Raw genomic sequence first — 16,390 nt, 5'->3', positions numbered from 1 at the left:
ATGAAGGCGGTAGTGGGTATAATTCACACTCTCCGTTCCATGAATAGGACGACAAGGGCGGCTCAACCATGCAGGACCTCAACGACCTCTACTACTTCGCCCAGGTGGTGGATCATGGCGGCTTTGCCCCAGCCGGCCGGGCCCTGGGCGTTCCCAAATCGAAGCTGAGCCGGCGCATCGCCCAGCTGGAGGAGCGCCTGGGCACCCGGCTGATCCATCGCTCGACGCGCCACCTGTCGGTCACCGAACTGGGCCAGGCCTACTACCGCCACTGCGTGGCGATGCTGGTGGAGGCGGAGGCCGCCGAGGAGCTGATCCAGCGCAACCTCGCCTTGCCGCGGGGCACGGTGCGACTGAGCTGCCCGCCGAGCCTGCTGCACTACCTGATCACGCCGCTGCTGGTGCGCTTCATGCGGCAGTGTCCCGACGTGGAGGTGCAGGTGGAGGCCACCAGCCGCCGGGTGGACGTGGTCAGGGAGGGCTTCGACATGGCGATCCGGGTGCGCTTCCCGCCGCTGGAGGACAGCGACCTGGCCATGAAGGTGCTGTCGCGCAGCCCCCAGCGGCTGATGGCGGCGCCCGGCCTGTTCGGAGGCACGCCGCTGCCGCGCGCCCCCAGCGACCTGGCACAGCTGCCGAGCCTGGACTTCGAGCAGGTCGACAAGCAGCACGTCTGGGAGCTGGACGGACCGGACGGCATGACCGCCCAGATTCGACATCGGCCGCGGTTGGTCACCGACAACGCCGAGACCCTGCACCAGGCGGCCCTGAACGGCCTCGGTGTGGTCAAGCTGGCCCTGCTGGTGGCGGGGCGGGATCTCCAGGCGGGCCGGCTCGTCGACGTGCTACCCGGCTGGGAGCCGCGGGGCGGCATCCTGCATGCCGTCTTTCCCTCGCGGCGCGGGCTGCTTCCCTCGGTCCGGGCGCTGCTCGACTTCCTGGGCGACAACATCAACGAGCTGGACTTCACCAGCCTGGCGTCGCAGTTCCCGGGAGGGGAGTAAGGGCGTCTGCTGGCGGGTGCCGGGTGATTCCCTCGCGTCGCTGGCGCGAGGGATCAGCACAGCCGGCTGCCGAGCAGCAGCAGGCCGGCATCCAGGCTGTGCCAGCCCCACCAGGCCAGTGCCAGGGCGCCGGCGGTGGTGAGCGCGGCGGAGAGGACCAGGAGCCGATGACTGTGTGTCATGCCCGGACCTCGCTGGGCGTGGAGCGGCTGATGGGCTGTTCGCTGATGAACCAGTGCAAGGCCGCCGCCGCCACCGAGAGCAGGATGGCGAGCTGCCACACCAGGTCATAGTCGCCGTGGAGATCGTAGAAGTAGCCGCCCAGCCAGACGCCCATGAAGGAGCCCAGCTGGTGGAAGAGGAAGACGATGCCGCCGAGCATCGACAGATGGCGCACGCCGAACACCGCGGCCACGATGCCGTTGGTCAGCGGCACGGTGGAGAGCCACAGCAGGCCCATGGCGATGCCGAACAGGTAGGCGCTGGCGGGGCTCAACGGGAAGACGATGAAGGCGGTGATCACCACGCCGCGGATGAGATAGAGCCAGGTCAGCAGCCGCGACTTGGAGAAGTGGCCGCCGAGCCAGCCGGCGGTGTAGGTGCCGAGGATGTTGAACAGCCCCACCAGTGCCAGCACGGTGCTGCCCACGTGCACGGCGATGCCGTTGTCGAACAGGTAGCCCGGCAGGTGTACGCCGATGAACACCACCTGGAAGCCGCAGACGAAGAAGCCCAGGCAGAGCAGCCAGAAGCCGCGGTGGCCGGCGGCCTCGTCGAGGGCGGCCCGCAGGCTGATGTCGCTGTCCCGGCGGGGCGAGGGGCGGTCCCTGAGCATGCCGCCCAGTGGCACCATCAGGGCCGCCAGGGCGCCCATCACCAGCAGTGCCGCCGACCAGCCCAGCCACTCCAGCAGCCCGAGGGTGCCCGGCAGCATGGCGAACTGGCCGAACGAGCCCGCCGCGCTGACGATGCCCATGGCCATGCTGCGTTTCTCCGGTGCCACGGCGCGGCCCACGGCGCCGAGAATCACCGAGAAGGTGGTGCCGGAGAGCCCCAGGCCGATCAGCACCCCGGCGGACAGCGACATGCCCAGTGCGGAATCCGAGAGCCCCATGAACGTCAGCCCCAGGGCATAGAGCAGCCCGCCGATCGCCACCACCCGGGCGGCGCCGAAGCGGTCGGCCAGGGCCCCGGTGAAGGGCTGGGAGAGCCCCCAGAGCAGGTTCTGCAGTGCCAGGGCGAAGGCAAACACCTCGCGCCCCCAGCCGAGCTCGCTGCTCATCGGCTCCATGAAGAGCCCGAAACCATGACGCAGCCCCATGGCCACGGAGATGACCAGGCTGCCGAGCAGGACCAGCAGCAGGGTATGGCGACGAAGGGCGTCCATATCGAGATGCCTGTTTGCAGACTAATGAGTTGCCACTATCGCGCGTCCTCGGCCTGCTGGCCATGGTCGCTTTCTTGCGACAGTGCTGTCGCCCAAACGCCACATGGGTGATGTGGACGCTCTTCGCTAGAATGGGGGCCCGGATCATCACAAGGAGATTTCCATGCCCCGGCGCCTGTTGACCCTGTTCGTTGCCTTGCTCGCTGTCCTGCTGGTGGCCGGTTGCAGCTACCAGCCGGCGCGTATCAAGTCCGAGCCACTGATCGTCATCGATGACGACCGCGGCCACTCCCACGGCGGCAGCTTCTGCCCGCCGGGGCAGGCCAAGAAGGGGCGCTGCTGACCTTGCACGGTCTTTCCTCGCTCCGGGCTTGGCGTGACCGGGGCAGGGGATATACTGATTGGAAACACTGTTCGTTCAGTAGTGCCCGAGCCGCCATCCGCCCACAGAGGCAGTCATGGTCACGGACCGTGAGAGAAGGCGTACCGAGCCGGGAACGCGGGGAGCCGATCACCCGTTCATTGCCTTGCGAGGTATTCGCCATGATGACTCCCATGCGCCTGCTGATGCTCGCCGTGGTAGCCGGTACCCTGACACTGGCCGGTTGCAGCTATACCCCGGCGCGCATCCATTCCGAGCCGCTGATCGAGATCGACGGCTTCAGTGGGCATCGTCACCACGATCGCCATCGCCGCGTGGAGCGACACTACTACTACGATGACCGTCGCCGTGGCGGTTTCTGCCCGCCCGGGCTGAGGATGCAGGGCCGTTGCTGAGGCGAGGTCGAACGAGGATGCGATGAAGCTCTTCTATCACCCCGACCAGGAGCGCCATGCGCCGCCCACCTTCCTGCTGCGTGGCCGGACGGTGGCCTCCCCCGAGGGGCCGGTCCGCGCCGAACTGCTGGCCGAGGGTCTCGCCCGCGCGGGGCTCTCGCTGACCACGCCGGCCGATGCCGACAGTCCGATCCTGCGGGGGCGGCTGGCGCGGGTCCATACGCCGCGTTACCTCGATTTCCTCGAGACCATTCATGCCCGCTGGAGTGAGTTGCCGGATGCCGCCGAGATCGTCGCCCCCAATGTCCATCCCTGCGGCGGCGGGCACCACTATCCCCGGCATCCGGTGGGCCGGGTCGGCTGGCACATGCACGACATGGCCTGCCCCATGACCGCCGACAGCTTTGCCGGCATCCTGGCCAGTGCCGCCAGCGCCGAGGCCGCCGCCGAGGCGGTGCTGGCGGGCGACCGTGCCAGCTATGCGCTGTGCCGCCCGCCGGGGCACCATGCCGGACCGGAGCGGGCCGGCGGCTTCTGCTTCCTCAACAACTCGGCACTCGCCGCCACCGTGCTGCGCGAGCGCTTCTCGCGGGTGGCGATCCTCGATGTGGACCTGCACCACGGCAACGGTACCCAGGACATCTTCTATCACCGCGGTGACGTCTGGACCGGCTCGCTGCACGCCGACCCGGCCGATTTCTACCCCTTCTTCTGGGGCAGCGCCAACGAGGAGGGCCTGGGCGAGGGGCTGGGGACCAATGTCAACCTGCCGCTGCCGCTGGGCAGCGACGGGGCGGTGTTCCTCGAGCATCTCGACCACCTGATCGTGCGCCTGGCCGATTTCCGTCCCGAGGCCGTGATCGTGGCGCTCGGGCTGGACGCCCACAAGGCGGATCCCCTGGCCGGCCTGAGCCTGGAAACCGACGACTTCGCCCGGATGGGCCGACGGCTCGCCGATATCGGCCTGCCCACCGTGCTGGTACAGGAGGGGGGCTACCCCACCGAGCACCTGAGCGAGAACCTGGCCACCTTCATGGGTGGCTTCACCGGTGCCTGAGCGGTACCCTCGATCCGAACACCGGCTTGCGTTACGCCCATCCACCGCAAAGCGAGCAACGTCATGACCGTCCACTACCGCGACAGCAACCTCCGCCTGAACCAGGCCGCCGTTCACAACGGCACCGTCTGCCTCTCCGGCCAGGTGCCGGAGGCCTGAGATGCGCATCATCACGGCTGAGCAGGTGGGCGCCTCGCTCGAGGACCTGGCCGCCGCCATCGAGGTCTGAGAGCAGCTGGCGGCATGCCCATGACGGTGGGCCGCACCGGCCGCTTTCGCTATCCGTCACGGAAGGACGCTGATGATCATCGCTTTCATGGACGGCCTGCTGCGCCTGGCGCTGTTGCTCTCTACCGCCTGGGGCGCGCTGGCGCTGGCCCATCGGCTGCCGTTGTCGACGGCGGGCCGAAGGTTGGGGGTGGCGGGCTGGGTGGCCGCAGGCGGGTTCTGGCTGTGGCTGCACTGGCTGGGCGCGAGAGCCGCCCCGCTGGCCGGCATGGCGGTCCAGATGGCCGCGCTGCTCGCCTGGTGGCGCGGCCTGCGCCCGTCGAAGGACCTCGACTGGGCCGAGGACGTGGCGCAGCTGGCCACCGGCGAGGTCGAGGGTAACCGGCTGACGCTGCACCATGTCCGCCACTTCACCTGGCAGACTCGGGACGAGGCCGTGAGCGCCTGGGAGGCCCGGCATTACGACCTGGACCGGCTGTCGTCGGTGGACCTCATCATCTCCAGTTGGGGCCGCCCGGGTATCGCCCATGTGCTGATCAGTTTCGGCTTCCGGGGTGCCGGCGACGAGATCGACGACTTCGTGGCCTTCTCGGTGGAGGTGCGTCGCGAGCGACACGAGCGCTTCTCGGAGGTCGGCGGCTTCTTCAAGCAGTACGAGCTGGCGATCATCGCCGCCGACGAGCGCGATGCGGTGCGCCTGCGTAGCAACGTGCGCGGCGAGCGGGTCATCCTCTACCGTGTCACCCTTTCGCCCGAGGACCGACGCGAGTTGCTGCTGGCCCTGGTCAAGGTGGCCAATCGGCTCGACCACGAGCCGCGCTTCTATCACACCATCACCGCCAACTGCACCACCCTGGTGTTCGCCATGATGCGCCGCATCATCGAGGGGTTGCCCATGGACCACCGCCTGCTGCTGACCGGGCTGCTGCCCGGCTATGTGCACGACCATGGCGGGCTCGTCGAGGGCTACTCCCTGGCCGAGCTTCGCCGGCTAGGGGATATCACCGAGCGTGCCCGCCGGGCCCATGAGGCCACGGACTTCTCGCGCCGCATCCGCCAGGGCGTGCCGGGCTGGGAGTCGTTCGCCGGCCCGCACGAATAAAAGCGCCACGACGGCGAGCGTCGTGGCGGCATGCGGCTCCTCCCTGGGCATCGTCCCGATGCCATGGCCCCTGCCGTCAAGACCTGGGCCTCCCTCGGGTGCGTCCCGCACCCTCGCATCCCTGGCGTGGGGGTGGCAGTATCCCTTGCCTGTCCCGCCTGGCGGGCCCCTCCTTTATCGCGCATCAGGATGACAGCCCGATCACCGGGCGATGACGATATCGTGACGGCGAGCGTGGCTCACTTCTCCAACGAGCCGAGCAGGCCGCGCAGCAGCGAGAGCTCCTTGCGGCTGGGCCGGGCGCGGGCGAACAACGCCTGCAGCTGCGCCTCGGTGCGGGCGTGGGGCTGGGTGAGGAAGCCGCTTGCCTGCATGACCCGGCTCAGGTGGTCGTGGAAGTGGGCGAGCTGCTCCCGGGTCGGCTGTCGCTCCCCGGCGGGGCGGGGTGGCCGGTAGCCGCTGCCGGGGCGCCGGCACCAGGCCTTGAACACCTCGTAGGCGAGCACCTGTACCGCCTGGGCCAGGTTGAGGATACCGTAGTCCGGGTTGGCGGGAATGCTCACCTGGTGACTGCAGCAGCGGATCTCGTCGTTGGTCAGGCCGAAGCGCTCACGCCCGAACACCAGCGCCACCGGGTCATGGACGGCATGCGTCACCAGCTCGCCGGCCATCGCGTCCGGTTCGTCGAAGTGGGGCAGCGGCAGGCTGCGCAGCCGCGCGCTGGCTCCCACCACCTGCACGCAATCGGCCACGGCTTCCTCGAGGGTGGCCACCAGCCGGGCCTGGTCGACCAGGTCCTCGGCCCCGGCGGCCAGGCGCGAGGCCTCCGGGTCGGGAAACTGGCGCGGATTGACCAGCACCAGGTCGGTGAGGCCCATGGTCTTCATGGCCCGCGCCGAGGCGCCGATATTGCCGGGGTGGTAGGTCTGGACGAGGACGACGCGGATGTTGGAGAGCATCTGGGGTCTTGCGCTTTCGTGTCGAGAGGGCGGAAGGCGACAGTGTACGTGAGCTACGAGCTACGAGCTACGAGCTACGAGCTACGAGCTACGAGCTACGAGCTACGAGCTACGAGCTACGAGCCACGGGCTATTGTCGGCTCGGGGCCCGTGGCGCAAAGCGCGGGGCGCAACAAAAAACCCCGCCGGTCTCCCGGCGGGGTCTGTCTCAGGCGAAGCCTGGGGCAGGGGCTGGCTTACATCATGCCGCCCATGCCACCCATGCCGCCCATGCCGCCCATGTCCGGAGCAGCGTCCTTCTCTTCCGGGTCGTCGGCGATCATGCACTCGGTGGTGATCATCAGACCCGCCACGGAACCGGCGGACTGCAGCGCAGAGCGGGTCACCTTGGCCGGGTCCAGCACACCCATCTCGAACAGGTCGCCGAACTCGCCGGTCTGGGCGTTGTAGCCGAAGTTGCCTTCACCCGCCTTGACCTCGTTGAGGATCACGGAGGCTTCCTGGCCGGCGTTGGTGACGATCTGACGCAGCGGTGACTCCAGGGCGCGCAGCGCGATGGCGATACCGTGGGTCTGGTCCTCGTTGTCGCCCTTGAGGTCCTTGATCTTGGTCAGCACGCGGATCAGGGCGGTACCACCGCCAGGCACCACGCCTTCCTCGACGGCGGCGCGCGTGGAGTGCAGGGCGTCCTCGACGCGAGCCTTCTTCTCCTTCATCTCCACTTCGGTGGCGGCACCGACGCGGATCACGGCGACACCGCCGGCCAGCTTGGCGACACGCTCCTGGAGCTTCTCGCGATCGTAGTCGGAGGAGGTTTCCTCGATCTGGGCGCGGATCTGGTTGACGCGGGCCTCGATGTCACCCTCGCCACCGGCACCATCGATGATGGTGGTGTTTTCCTTGGACATGGTGATGCGCTTGGCGCTGCCCAGGTGGTCCAGGGTGGCCTGCTCGAGGGTCAGACCCACTTCCTCGGAGATCACGGTGCCGTTGGTCAGGATGGCGATGTCCTGCAGCATGGCCTTGCGACGATCACCGAAGCCGGGCGCCTTGGCGGCGGCGACCTTGACGATGCCGCGCATGGTGTTGACCACCAGGGTCGCCAGGGCTTCGCCCTCGATGTCCTCGGCGATGATCGCCAGCGGCTTGCCGGCCTTGGCGACGGCTTCCAGCACCGGCAGCAGTTCGCGGATGTTGGAGATCTTCTTGTCGACCAGCAGCAGGTAGGGGTCTTCCAGCTCGACCGCCATGGTGTCCTGGTTGGTCACGAAGTAGGGCGACAGGTAGCCGCGGTCGAACTGCATGCCTTCGACCACTTCCAGCTCGTCTTCCAGGCCACGGCCTTCGTCGACGGTGATGACGCCTTCCTTGCCGACCTTCTCCATGGCCTCGGCGATGATCTCACCGATAGGCGCGTCGCCGTTGGCGGAGATGGTGCCGACCTGGGCGATGGACTTGCGCTCGGTGCAGGGCACGGCCAGGGCCTCGATCTCCTTGACCGCGGCGATGACGGCCTGGTCGATGCCACGCTTGAGGTCCATCGGGTTCATGCCCGCGGTCACGCCCTTCATGCCTTCGGTGACGATGGACTGGGCCAGCACGGTGGCGGTGGTGGTGCCGTCACCGGCGACGTCGGAGGTCTTGGAAGCGACTTCCTTGACCATCTGGGCGCCCATGTTCTCGAACCTGTCCTTGAGTTCGATCTCCTTGGCGACGGAGACGCCGTCCTTGGTCACGGTCGGGGCACCGAAGGATTTCTCGAGCACCACGTTGCGGCCCTTCGGCCCCAGGGTGGCCTTCACGGCGTTGGCCAGGATATCGACCCCACGGGCCATGCGCTTGCGGGCGTCGTCGGAGAACTTGACTTGTTTTGCTGCCATTTTCGAAGTCTTCCTATGAGTTCGTGAACGTCAGATTTGAGCGGTATTCGTGCGAGTCTCGGCGTTGCTTCGGGCTGTTCAGCCTTCGACCACGGCCAGGATGTCGGACTCACTCATGATCAGGACTTCTTCGCCGTCGATCTTCTGCTTCTCAACGCCGAAGCCCTCCTTGAAGATCACGGTATCGCCGACCTGCACATCCAGCGAGCGGACATCGCCGTTGTCGAGAATCCGGCCATTACCGACGGCGAGTACTTCGCCTCGAGTCGGCTTTTCCTGGGCGTTACCCGGGAGCACGATGCCGCCAGCGGTTTTCTGTTCTTCTTCCACGCGACGGATGACGACGCGATCGTGCAAGGGACGGATGTTCATTGCTCACGTTCTCCTGATGGTTTGCTGTGCCATGACGTCACTGCCATGGCGGTTCATCATCACCCTCGCGGTCGGGCCGCGAGGTGGAGGCGACGAATCGCCTTCCTTGTCGATGGCCCGGGGCTGACCCCGTGCCGAAGCCTGTTGCTGAGCGAGAAGTGGGGGCTGGGCAGGGGCTTTCAAGGGCGCCGAAGAAAAAAAATTCATGCCCGGCCCTCGCTCAACGGCGCCGCTCGTCGCGGCCGATGAAATCACCTTCCAGGGGGGCCTCCCGGGAGTCGCTGCCGGAAGCTTCCTGCTCCTGCCGTGGGGCGTCGTCCCCGCGGCCGGCCTGTTGCCAGTCGGCAGCGGGTCCCTGGTCGGGGCGGGAGCCACGGCGGTGCACCGTGCGGTGCTGCAGGCGGATGCCGAGCCACCCCAGCAGGCGACCGAGCAGGCGCCGGGCATCGGGAACCAGGCAGATAAAGCCCAGGGCGTCGGAGAGGAAGCCCGGCGCCATCAGCAGGGCGCCGCCGAAGATCAGTGCCGCCCCGGTCAGCAACTCGCCGGAGGGTACCTCGCCCCGGGCCATGCGTTCCTGGGCGCGGGCGAAGGTCGCGACCCCCTCGCGGCGTATCAGGTGTAGGCCGATGAAGCCGGTGGCCAGTACCAGAAGCAGCGTGGTCAGCAGGCCGATCTGGCTGCCGACGGAAAACAGGATGACGAAATCGAGCAGGGCGAAGAGGGTGAAGGCGAGCAGAAAGGGCATGACGACTCCGCGGGTGGCAGTTCCGCAGAGGATGGGGGCAGTGGGGGAAAAATCAAGCGGCAGTGGTAGTGAGGCGCCTTTACCTGCCAAAGGTGGAATAAACTTCCATATCTCGATATGACAATGATGCAGTGCATCATAAAGGATGGGGCGGGCCAGCGCCGACCCGCCCGGAGTCCCCCGCTAGAACTCCACCTGATCCTGCAATCCATCGACGGTGCTAGCGCCGATGCCGCTGACCCGGGTGAGGTCGTCGAGGCTCTCGAAGGCGCCGTTCGCTTCGCGCTCCTCGATGATGGCCTCGGCACGGCTGGGGCCGATGCCGGGCAGCTCCGCGAGCAGTTCGGCGTCGGCGCTGTTGACGTTGATCGGCGCGACTTCCTGGGCCAGCGCCGCCAGTGGCGGCAGCCCCAGCAGCAGCCCGAGGATCATGGCGACGACGGGACCTTTCTTCCATTGCTTCATGATGACTCTCCCTTCGGTTTTCCGTTGTGCTCAGGCACCCCGCGGGTGCCCCCTTCAAGCTAGCGTGGGCCTGCCGGCTGCAAGGTCGGCCATTGCCGTCAGTGACTGTCGGCCGGTTGCCATGATCGTTGCGGGTTTTCTCCGACATCTGCTGTCCGCCAGGGCTGATATACTGCCGACAGCATTCCGCCCTCCCACTTCACCCCTGACTGGAGACCGGTCCGTGTCCACCGATTCGCCGCTGATCATCGCCCTCGATTATCCCTCCCTGGATGCCGCCCTTTGCATGGCCGACCAGCTGGACCCCGCGCGTTGCCGGGTCAAGGTGGGCAAGGAGCTGTTCACCCGCAGCGGGCCCGACGTGCTGGAAGCCCTGCACGGGCGTGGTTACGAAGTGTTCCTGGATCTCAAGTTCCACGACATCCCCAATACCGTGGCCGGGGCCGTGCAGGCCGCCGCCGAGCAGGGCGCGTGGATGGTCAATGTCCATGCCAGCGGCGGGCGGCGCATGATGGAGGCCGCCCGCGAGCGGCTCGACAGGCATGGCCTGGCGACCCACCTGATCGCGGTGACGGTGCTGACCAGCATGGCGGCGGGGGACCTCGCCGAGGTGGGGGTCACCGCGAGCCCCGGCGAGCAGGTCGAGCGCCTGGCGCTGCTGGCGCGCGACAGCGGCATGGCCGGCGTGGTCTGCTCGGCCCGGGAATCGACGCGGCTGCGTACGCTGTGCGGCGACGACTTCCTCAAGGTGACCCCGGGCATCCGTCCGAGCTTCGCCGCTGCCGGCGATCAGCGGCGCATCATGGCCCCGCGCGACGCCATGGCGGCCGGCAGCACCCATCTGGTGGTGGGGCGGCCGGTGACCCAGGCGGAAGATCCCATGGCGGCGCTCGCCGCCATCGAGGCGGAACTGGCCGGGGAGTGAGCGCTACTCGCCCTCGATGCCGGTGATCGGCTTGGTGGTGCCCCAGCTGCGACAGCTGGGGCACTGCCAATGCAGCTGTTCGCCGGCGAAGCCGCAGCGTCGGCAACGATGCCGGGGAAGGGCCTTGAGCAGGGTATCGGTGTGGCGCTTGAGCAGCAGGATGCGCTCGGCGGGCTCGCCCCGGCCGTCGTGTCGGTAGAGGTCCATCAGGTAGTCCACCGCCCCCAGGCTCGGTTTCCGGTTGAGCTGTTCGCTGACCAGGTCGATGGCGGCCTGCAGGCCCTCGCGCTGGCGCAGGGTCTCGGCGAGCAGGATGATCACGCTGGTGGAGGGCGCGCGCTCGAGCAGCTCCCGCAGGCACTGGATCAGGCCCTCCTCGTCGTCCAGCAGCCGATAGGCCCTGGCCAGCGGCTCGAGGATGGTGGGGGCGAAGGCCGGATCCTGATCGGGGATGCGCTTGAGGAGGCGGATCTCCTGCTTGTAGTGACCGGTATCGTGCTCCATCCCGGCCAGCAGCAGGTTGGCGCGAACGCAGCGCCCGTCGGTGGCCAGCGCCTGGCGCAGGCGGCGCCGGGCCAGCGCCGGGCTGGAGGTGTGGCGTTCCTGCTCGGCCAGTTCGCAGAGCCAGTGGGCGGCGGCACGGCGGATGTCGTCGTGCTGGCGCACCAGCTGGGGCAGGGCCACGTCCAGCGCCGCCTTCCATTCCCCTTCACGCTCCAGCAGGTCGACCAGCAGTCGCTTGGCCGACTGGCGGATCTCCTCGTCCTGGGTGTCTCGCACCAGGCCGTGCAGCAGGCGTTCGGCGCGGTCGAGCAGCCCCAGCTTGAGGAAGTCGCGTGACAGCTCGAGCTGGACCCGTTCGCTCTGAATGGCGGTGAGGGTCGGGCGGGCGAGCAGGTTCTGGTGGATCTTCACCGCACGGTCGGCCTCGCCACGGGTGCGGAAGAGGTTGCCCAGGGTGATGTGGGTCTCGATGGTTTCGCTGTTGACCTCCAGGGCGGCCACGAAGGTCTCGATGGCTCGGTCCTGCTGATCATTGAGCAGGTAGTTGAGGCCCACGAAATAATCCCGCGCGAGGGGTGTCGAGGGCGCGGGATCGTGGTAGCGACTGCGGTCGCGGCGGCCGAGCCACCAGCCGATGGCCACCGCTGCCAACAACAGGGCCAGCAGCAGAACATCGGGCATTTAGGGGAGTTCCTTCATCTCCTGGATGCGCAGGCGGTCGAGCTCCTTGCGCTGCTGCTGGTTGTGACGCTGGGCGCGGGTCAGCAGGGTGCGCAGGCGGAGGTAGACGCCAGTCATGGCCAGCATCCCCAGCAGCACGCCGCAGGCCAGGGCGGCCAGCAGCCATACCGACAGCGAGGCAGCGGGAAGCTCGATCCAGATCAGGTTGAGGGGCAGCGCCTGCTGATTGTTGACGGCGAAGAGGATGCCGATGAGCAGAACCGCCAGCAAGATGATGGCCAGGATCAGGCCTTTGAGCCAACGCATGAACTTGTCCCCTGTGATGTCAGTCGGTATGGCAATGGAAATGGGAGCCCGGTGGGTGGAGTAGCACTCAGTAGCCGAGGGCACGACTGGCGTCTACCTGCTCGCGCAGCTCCTTGCCGGGCTTGAAGTGTGGCACGAACTTGCCGCTCAGCGCGACCGGTTCGCCGGTCTTGGGGTTGCGGCCGACCCGCGGCTCGCGATAGTGCAGCGAGAAGCTGCCGAAGCCGCGGATCTCCACGCGCCCCCCCTCGGCGAGGGTGTCGGTGATATCGTCGAGGATCAGGCGCACCGCCGCTTCGACTTCCTTGATCGACAGCTCGGGCTGTCGCATCGCAATCTGCTCGATCAACTCTGACTTGGTCATCGGCTCTCTCTCCATGCATTCGTGCCTGGGCCTGTCTGTTTCCCGGCGTTGTTGTTTCGTCAAAGCATACTGTGCAAATCGTGATAAAACAACGAACTACGACTATAGAGGTCGGAATGTCCCCGCGCGGGCCGGCGCAGGCTGTTGCCGGGAGGGGGCTCGGGTATACTGGCGCCACATTCACCCGGACTGTCGAGGTCGACGTTGAGCGAACAATCGTCCATGGACGCTGCCCTGCGCAAGCGACTCTACTGGCACTCCCGCCGTGGCATGTGGGAGCTGGACCTGCTGCTGATTCCCTTCCTCGAGCAGTGCTATGACGCCCTGAGCGAGGCGGACCAGGCCGCCTACCGGTCGCTGATCGACGAGGAGGACCAGGACCTCTTCGCCTGGCTGATGCGCCGCGAGTGGCCGGAGGAGCCGGTGCGCCGGCGCATCGTGCAGATGATCGTCGAGCATGCCGAACACCCCGATAGCGCTGCGCATCGTCCCGTCTAGGCTGTTGCTGCTCGTCCATCTGCTGCTGGCCCTGGCGGTGATCGGCCTGGCGCTGTGGGTCTCGCCGCCCCGTGTCGCCCTGCTCGCCATCGTGAGCCTGGCCGGCGTGCTGGTGTGGGTGGCGCGCCGCCGGGCCCGGGGAGAGCTTCGCGGGTCGCCGCGGGTCTCCGGGGGCACGAGCTGGTGGTGGCGCGAGCGTGCCGGGGCGCCCTGGCAGCCGGTGGCCCTGCGGTGCGACTATCTGGGCCCCTGGCTGATTGGCCTGCGCCTCGACGGGCGTCGACTCTGGCTCTGGCCCGACAGCAGCGACACTGCCTCGCTGCGCGCGCTCAGGCGCGCACTGGTCGCCTTGCCCTGACACGCCGTCGGGTGCATCGGATGGCGTGGCTCGGCGCATCGCCGCCACGCCGGACCGTCACGCCTCGTCCAGATCGCTCAGCCGGATTCTCGAGGGCCGCGGCGCCGGATCACCATGGACCGGACAGTCGGGGTTGTAGTGCAGGCCGCGGGATTCGCGGCGCGCCATGGCGCTGGCCACGGTGAGCCGCGCCAGGCGCAGGGCGTGCCAGAGGCTCGTCAGCCCGGCATCGGCCGCCGCCCGTCGCAGCCGAGGGGCCAACTCGGCCTGGAGGCGAGCCAGGCCGTCGGCGGCCTCGGCGAGGCCGGCATCGCGGCGCACGATGGCGACCCGGGCGCTCATCAGGCTGCGCATCGCCTCGAACGCCTCGGCGATCGTTGCCGCGGGCAGCCGCTCGTCGCCGTCGTGTCCTGGCAGCAGAGGGGCGGTAGAGGCGGGTTCGCTCCGGCTCAGGCACCGGGCGCAGCTGCGGGCAAACACCAGGCACTCCAGCAACGAATTGCTGGCCATGCGGTTGGCGCCGTGCAGGCCGGTGCAGGCGACCTCGCCGATGGCATACAGCCGCGGCACCGTCGTGGCGCCGTCCAGGTCGGTAGCGACGCCGCCACAGCTGTAGTGGGCCGCCGGTACCACGGGGATCGGCGAGCGGGCGATATCGAGGCCACGACTCGCGCAATGGGCATGGATGGTGGGGAAGTGGTGGCGGATCGTTGCCTCGCCCAGGTGGCGGACGTCGAGGAAGACGTGGTCGCTGTCGGTGCGCTGCATCTCGGCATCGATGGCCCGGGCGACGATGTCGCGCGGTGCCAGCTCGGCCCGCGGGTCCAGCGCCGGCATGAAGCGCTCGCCCGCGGCGTTGAGCAGCAGCCCTCCCTCGCCGCGCACCGCCTCGCTGATCAGGAAGGGCGGGCCATCCGGGTCGTAGAGGCAAGTGGGGTGGAACTGCTGGAACTCCAGGTTCATCAGCTCGGCACCGAGTTCGGCGGCCATCATCATGCCCTCGCCGCTGGCCGGGCGCGGGCTGGTGGTGTGGCGGTAGAGCCCGCTGGCGCCGCCGGTGGCGAGCACGGTGTCCTCGGCCAGCAGGTCGTGTCGCTCCCCCCCGGCGTCGAGGCAGCGGACCCCCCGGCAGTGGCCGGCGGCGTCGCCGATCAGGTCGATGGCGGTGAGGTCGGAGCGCAACGTGATGGCCGGGTGCGCCACGGCATGGGCCATCAGGGTGTCGACCACGGCACGGCCGGTGGCGTCGTCGGCGTGGATGATGCGTCGCGCGCCGTGACCGCCTTCGCGGGTCAGGTGGTAGGGGTAGGCGGCCTCGGGGCTGGTATCCAGGGTGAAGGGCACGCCCAGCGACAGCAGCCACTCGATGGCGGCCGGGCCCTCTTCCACGGTGAAGCGCACGGCGCGCTCGTCGCACAGGCCGTCGCCGGCCACCAGGGTGTCGGCGACATGGGCGTCAAAATCGTCCAGCGGCGAAAGCACGGCGGCGATGCCCCCCTGGGCCCAGCGACTGGCACCCTGGTCGTCGCTGGCCGGACGCAGCAGGGTGACCCGGCGCCGGTCGGCGATCTCCAGGGCCAGTACCAGGCCGGCGACGCCGCCGCCGATGATCAGTACGTCATGCTTGCCGTCAGTCATCTCGCTTTCCTTTTTCGAGCAAGGCAGGTTCCTCGCTGGCACCGGCCCGGTGCGAGGCACTGCGCAGGCGCTTGCTGGGCAGCCGGACCAGGCTGCCCAGGCGTTCCACCAGGGCGTCGGTCAGGCGCGCCAGCTCCCGGTTGAGCCACAGATAGCCGCTGGGACTGAAGAGGGCCCGGCCGTCGTCGGTGCGGGCATTGCAGGCCAGGTCGGCATGGCGCTGCAGGTCGAACTGGCCGACCCGGACATCGATGGGGTGGCCGGTGCGTACCTGGAAGGCCAGGCTGCCGAGCACCCGGGCCAGGCCGTGCTGCTCGTCGCGCAGCCCGGTCATGGCATCGATACGATCATGTCCGGCGCGCGTCGTCCAGTGCGTCTCGAGCAGCAGCTCGATGGTCGAGAGCATGCGACGCTGCAGGGAGATGATGTCGTCGAGCTCGTTGCGGCGCAGTCGACGCTCCCGGTGGATGGCGTCCACCAGGCCGCGCTGCTTGACCAGCGACGAGCTGGTGGCCTTGAGCAGCGCCCGGGTGTCGACATCCACCGACGAGGTGGCCGAGGTGTGGGCGTGATAGAGCCGCGCCATGCGATCCAGGTTCTCGGCGAGCATGAAGCGCATCATGTCGGTGGCCTTCTGGGGCAGCACCAGCACCGTGACGGCGATGCCCACCAGGGTGCCGAGCAGCACGTCGAAGGCTCGCCACAGGCCGATGCCGAGGTCATGGCTGCCGTCGCCGATCACCAGCAGCAGGCTGATGGCGAACATCAGGCCGCTGTAGCCGTGACGTTTGCCGAAGGTGATCCAGGTGGCCACGCCGATACCGGCCAGGGCGCCGGCCGGCACCAGCTGAGGCACGGGCAGCGGCAGCAGGATCAGCGCCAGCCCCCAGCCCGCGCCGAGCAGGGTGCCCAGCAGGCGCTGTCGCCCCTTGTCGAGCACGCCGCCGATGTGCGGCAGGTTGCCCATCACCATGATGGTGCTGACCAGCGCCCAGCTCGAGTGGGGAATGGGGAAGACCGTGATGACGGCGAAGGTGATCACCAGAGCCAGCAGGACACGCAGCACGTGCAGCTTTCGCCGGTGCCGATAGTTGACATGGGGGTCGCGCAAACGCGGCAGGTTCATGAAGCGATGCC

General features: G+C 68.2%; 20 protein-coding genes. 8 read left to right on the top strand and 12 right to left on the bottom strand.

Features of this window, described 5'->3' with window-relative positions; translation table 11 throughout:
- Positions 1-68: 68 nt before the first annotated feature.
- Entirely contained in the window at positions 69-1,004 is a 936-nt protein-coding gene (locus MKP05_RS16820) for a LysR substrate-binding domain-containing protein (RefSeq protein WP_240569360.1), read from the top strand.
- Between the two features lie 53 nt (positions 1,005-1,057).
- Here the strand turns inward: MKP05_RS16820 and MKP05_RS21815 are convergent, their stop codons facing one another.
- Entirely contained in the window at positions 1,058-1,186 is a 129-nt protein-coding gene (locus MKP05_RS21815; RefSeq protein WP_258364031.1) for a hypothetical protein, read from the bottom strand.
- On the bottom strand, positions 1,183-2,391 hold the full coding sequence (locus MKP05_RS16815) for an MFS transporter (RefSeq protein ID WP_240569359.1): 1,209 nt from the start codon (positions 2,389-2,391) through the stop codon (positions 1,183-1,185). Before MKP05_RS16815 ends, MKP05_RS21815 begins: the two co-directional genes overlap by 4 nt.
- Positions 2,392-2,554: 163 nt before the next feature.
- Between MKP05_RS16815 and MKP05_RS16810 the strand changes: the two genes are divergently transcribed.
- The 4 genes from MKP05_RS16810 (at position 2,555) to MKP05_RS16795 (ending at position 5,555) form a co-directional block, all read left to right on the top strand.
- Positions 2,555-2,734: a hypothetical protein gene (locus MKP05_RS16810; RefSeq protein WP_240569358.1), complete on the top strand. Its 180-nt coding sequence runs from the start codon at positions 2,555-2,557 to the stop codon at positions 2,732-2,734.
- Between the two features lie 200 nt (positions 2,735-2,934).
- On the top strand, positions 2,935-3,168 hold the full coding sequence (locus tag MKP05_RS16805; protein WP_240569357.1) for a hypothetical protein: 234 nt from the start codon (positions 2,935-2,937) through the stop codon (positions 3,166-3,168).
- A 22-nt stretch (positions 3,169-3,190) separates the two neighbouring features.
- The gene (locus tag MKP05_RS16800; protein WP_240569356.1) at positions 3,191-4,225 is read left to right on the top strand and encodes a histone deacetylase family protein; all 1,035 of its coding nucleotides are present in this window, start codon (positions 3,191-3,193) and stop codon (positions 4,223-4,225) included.
- A gap of 301 nt (positions 4,226-4,526) precedes the next feature.
- Positions 4,527-5,555 (top strand): Lnb N-terminal periplasmic domain-containing protein, encoded by a 1,029-nt coding sequence (locus MKP05_RS16795; protein WP_240569355.1) that lies wholly within the window; start codon positions 4,527-4,529, stop codon positions 5,553-5,555.
- A gap of 239 nt (positions 5,556-5,794) precedes the next feature.
- Here the strand turns inward: MKP05_RS16795 and MKP05_RS16790 are convergent, their stop codons facing one another.
- The 5 genes from MKP05_RS16790 to MKP05_RS16770 all read right to left on the bottom strand — a co-directional run bounded on the left by MKP05_RS16790 (position 5,795) and on the right by MKP05_RS16770 (position 9,979).
- On the bottom strand, positions 5,795-6,514 hold the full coding sequence (locus MKP05_RS16790; RefSeq protein WP_240569354.1) for an RNA methyltransferase: 720 nt from the start codon (positions 6,512-6,514) through the stop codon (positions 5,795-5,797).
- Between the two features lie 236 nt (positions 6,515-6,750).
- On the bottom strand, positions 6,751-8,394 hold the full coding sequence (gene groL, locus MKP05_RS16785) for a chaperonin GroEL (protein ID WP_110281621.1): 1,644 nt from the start codon (positions 8,392-8,394) through the stop codon (positions 6,751-6,753).
- A gap of 78 nt (positions 8,395-8,472) precedes the next feature.
- Positions 8,473-8,766 carry a co-chaperone GroES gene (locus tag MKP05_RS16780; RefSeq protein WP_110281620.1) on the bottom strand — a complete coding sequence of 98 codons (294 nt, stop codon included), beginning with the start codon at positions 8,764-8,766 and terminating at the stop codon, positions 8,473-8,475.
- A gap of 220 nt (positions 8,767-8,986) precedes the next feature.
- Entirely contained in the window at positions 8,987-9,514 is a 528-nt protein-coding gene (locus MKP05_RS16775; protein ID WP_240569353.1) for an FxsA family protein, read from the bottom strand.
- A 183-nt stretch (positions 9,515-9,697) separates the two neighbouring features.
- Positions 9,698-9,979: a ComEA family DNA-binding protein gene (locus tag MKP05_RS16770; RefSeq protein ID WP_240569352.1), complete on the bottom strand. Its 282-nt coding sequence runs from the start codon at positions 9,977-9,979 to the stop codon at positions 9,698-9,700.
- Positions 9,980-10,202: 223 nt separating this feature from the next.
- Between MKP05_RS16770 and pyrF the strand changes: the two genes are divergently transcribed.
- Positions 10,203-10,904 (top strand): orotidine-5'-phosphate decarboxylase, encoded by a 702-nt coding sequence (gene pyrF, locus MKP05_RS16765; protein ID WP_240569351.1) that lies wholly within the window; start codon positions 10,203-10,205, stop codon positions 10,902-10,904.
- Positions 10,905-10,907: 3 nt separating this feature from the next.
- Here the strand turns inward: pyrF and lapB are convergent, their stop codons facing one another.
- The 3 genes from lapB to MKP05_RS16750 all read right to left on the bottom strand — a co-directional run bounded on the left by lapB (position 10,908) and on the right by MKP05_RS16750 (position 12,822).
- A complete protein-coding gene (lapB, locus tag MKP05_RS16760; protein WP_240569350.1) occupies positions 10,908-12,089 on the bottom strand; it encodes a lipopolysaccharide assembly protein LapB in 1,182 nt (393 codons plus the stop codon).
- The gene (locus MKP05_RS16755) at positions 12,090-12,395 is read right to left on the bottom strand and encodes a lipopolysaccharide assembly protein LapA domain-containing protein (RefSeq protein WP_110281615.1); all 306 of its coding nucleotides are present in this window, start codon (positions 12,393-12,395) and stop codon (positions 12,090-12,092) included. It lies immediately after the preceding gene.
- 67 nt (positions 12,396-12,462) lie between these two features.
- Positions 12,463-12,822, bottom strand: a complete 360-nt coding sequence (locus MKP05_RS16750) for an integration host factor subunit beta (RefSeq protein WP_276316655.1) — start codon at positions 12,820-12,822, stop codon at positions 12,463-12,465.
- Positions 12,823-12,963: 141 nt separating this feature from the next.
- Here MKP05_RS16750 and MKP05_RS16745 point away from each other — a divergent pair, with 141 nt between their 5' ends.
- Together MKP05_RS16745 and MKP05_RS16740 are read left to right on the top strand one after the other, a co-directional pair.
- Entirely contained in the window at positions 12,964-13,257 is a 294-nt protein-coding gene (locus tag MKP05_RS16745) for an FAD assembly factor SdhE (RefSeq protein WP_240569348.1), read from the top strand.
- Positions 13,217-13,615, top strand: coding sequence for a protein YgfX (locus MKP05_RS16740; protein WP_240569347.1), 399 nt, complete (start codon positions 13,217-13,219; stop codon positions 13,613-13,615). Before MKP05_RS16745 ends, MKP05_RS16740 begins: the two co-directional genes overlap by 41 nt.
- A gap of 57 nt (positions 13,616-13,672) precedes the next feature.
- Here the strand turns inward: MKP05_RS16740 and nadB are convergent, their stop codons facing one another.
- Together nadB and MKP05_RS16730 are read right to left on the bottom strand one after the other, a co-directional pair.
- Positions 13,673-15,253, bottom strand: coding sequence for an L-aspartate oxidase (nadB, locus tag MKP05_RS16735; RefSeq protein WP_240569346.1), 1,581 nt, complete (start codon positions 15,251-15,253; stop codon positions 13,673-13,675).
- Complete coding sequence (locus tag MKP05_RS16730; protein WP_240569345.1) at positions 15,246-16,379, bottom strand: FUSC family protein; 1,134 nt, start codon at positions 16,377-16,379, stop codon at positions 15,246-15,248. Before MKP05_RS16730 ends, nadB begins: the two co-directional genes overlap by 8 nt.
- Positions 16,380-16,390: the final 11 nt, after the last annotated feature.

The organism is Halomonas flagellata (assembly GCF_022487945.1).
Taxonomy (GTDB): domain Bacteria; phylum Pseudomonadota; class Gammaproteobacteria; order Pseudomonadales; family Halomonadaceae; genus Halomonas; species Halomonas flagellata.
Note: the sequence above shows the minus strand (reverse complement) of the source record. Positions and strands in the feature narration are given on the sequence as shown.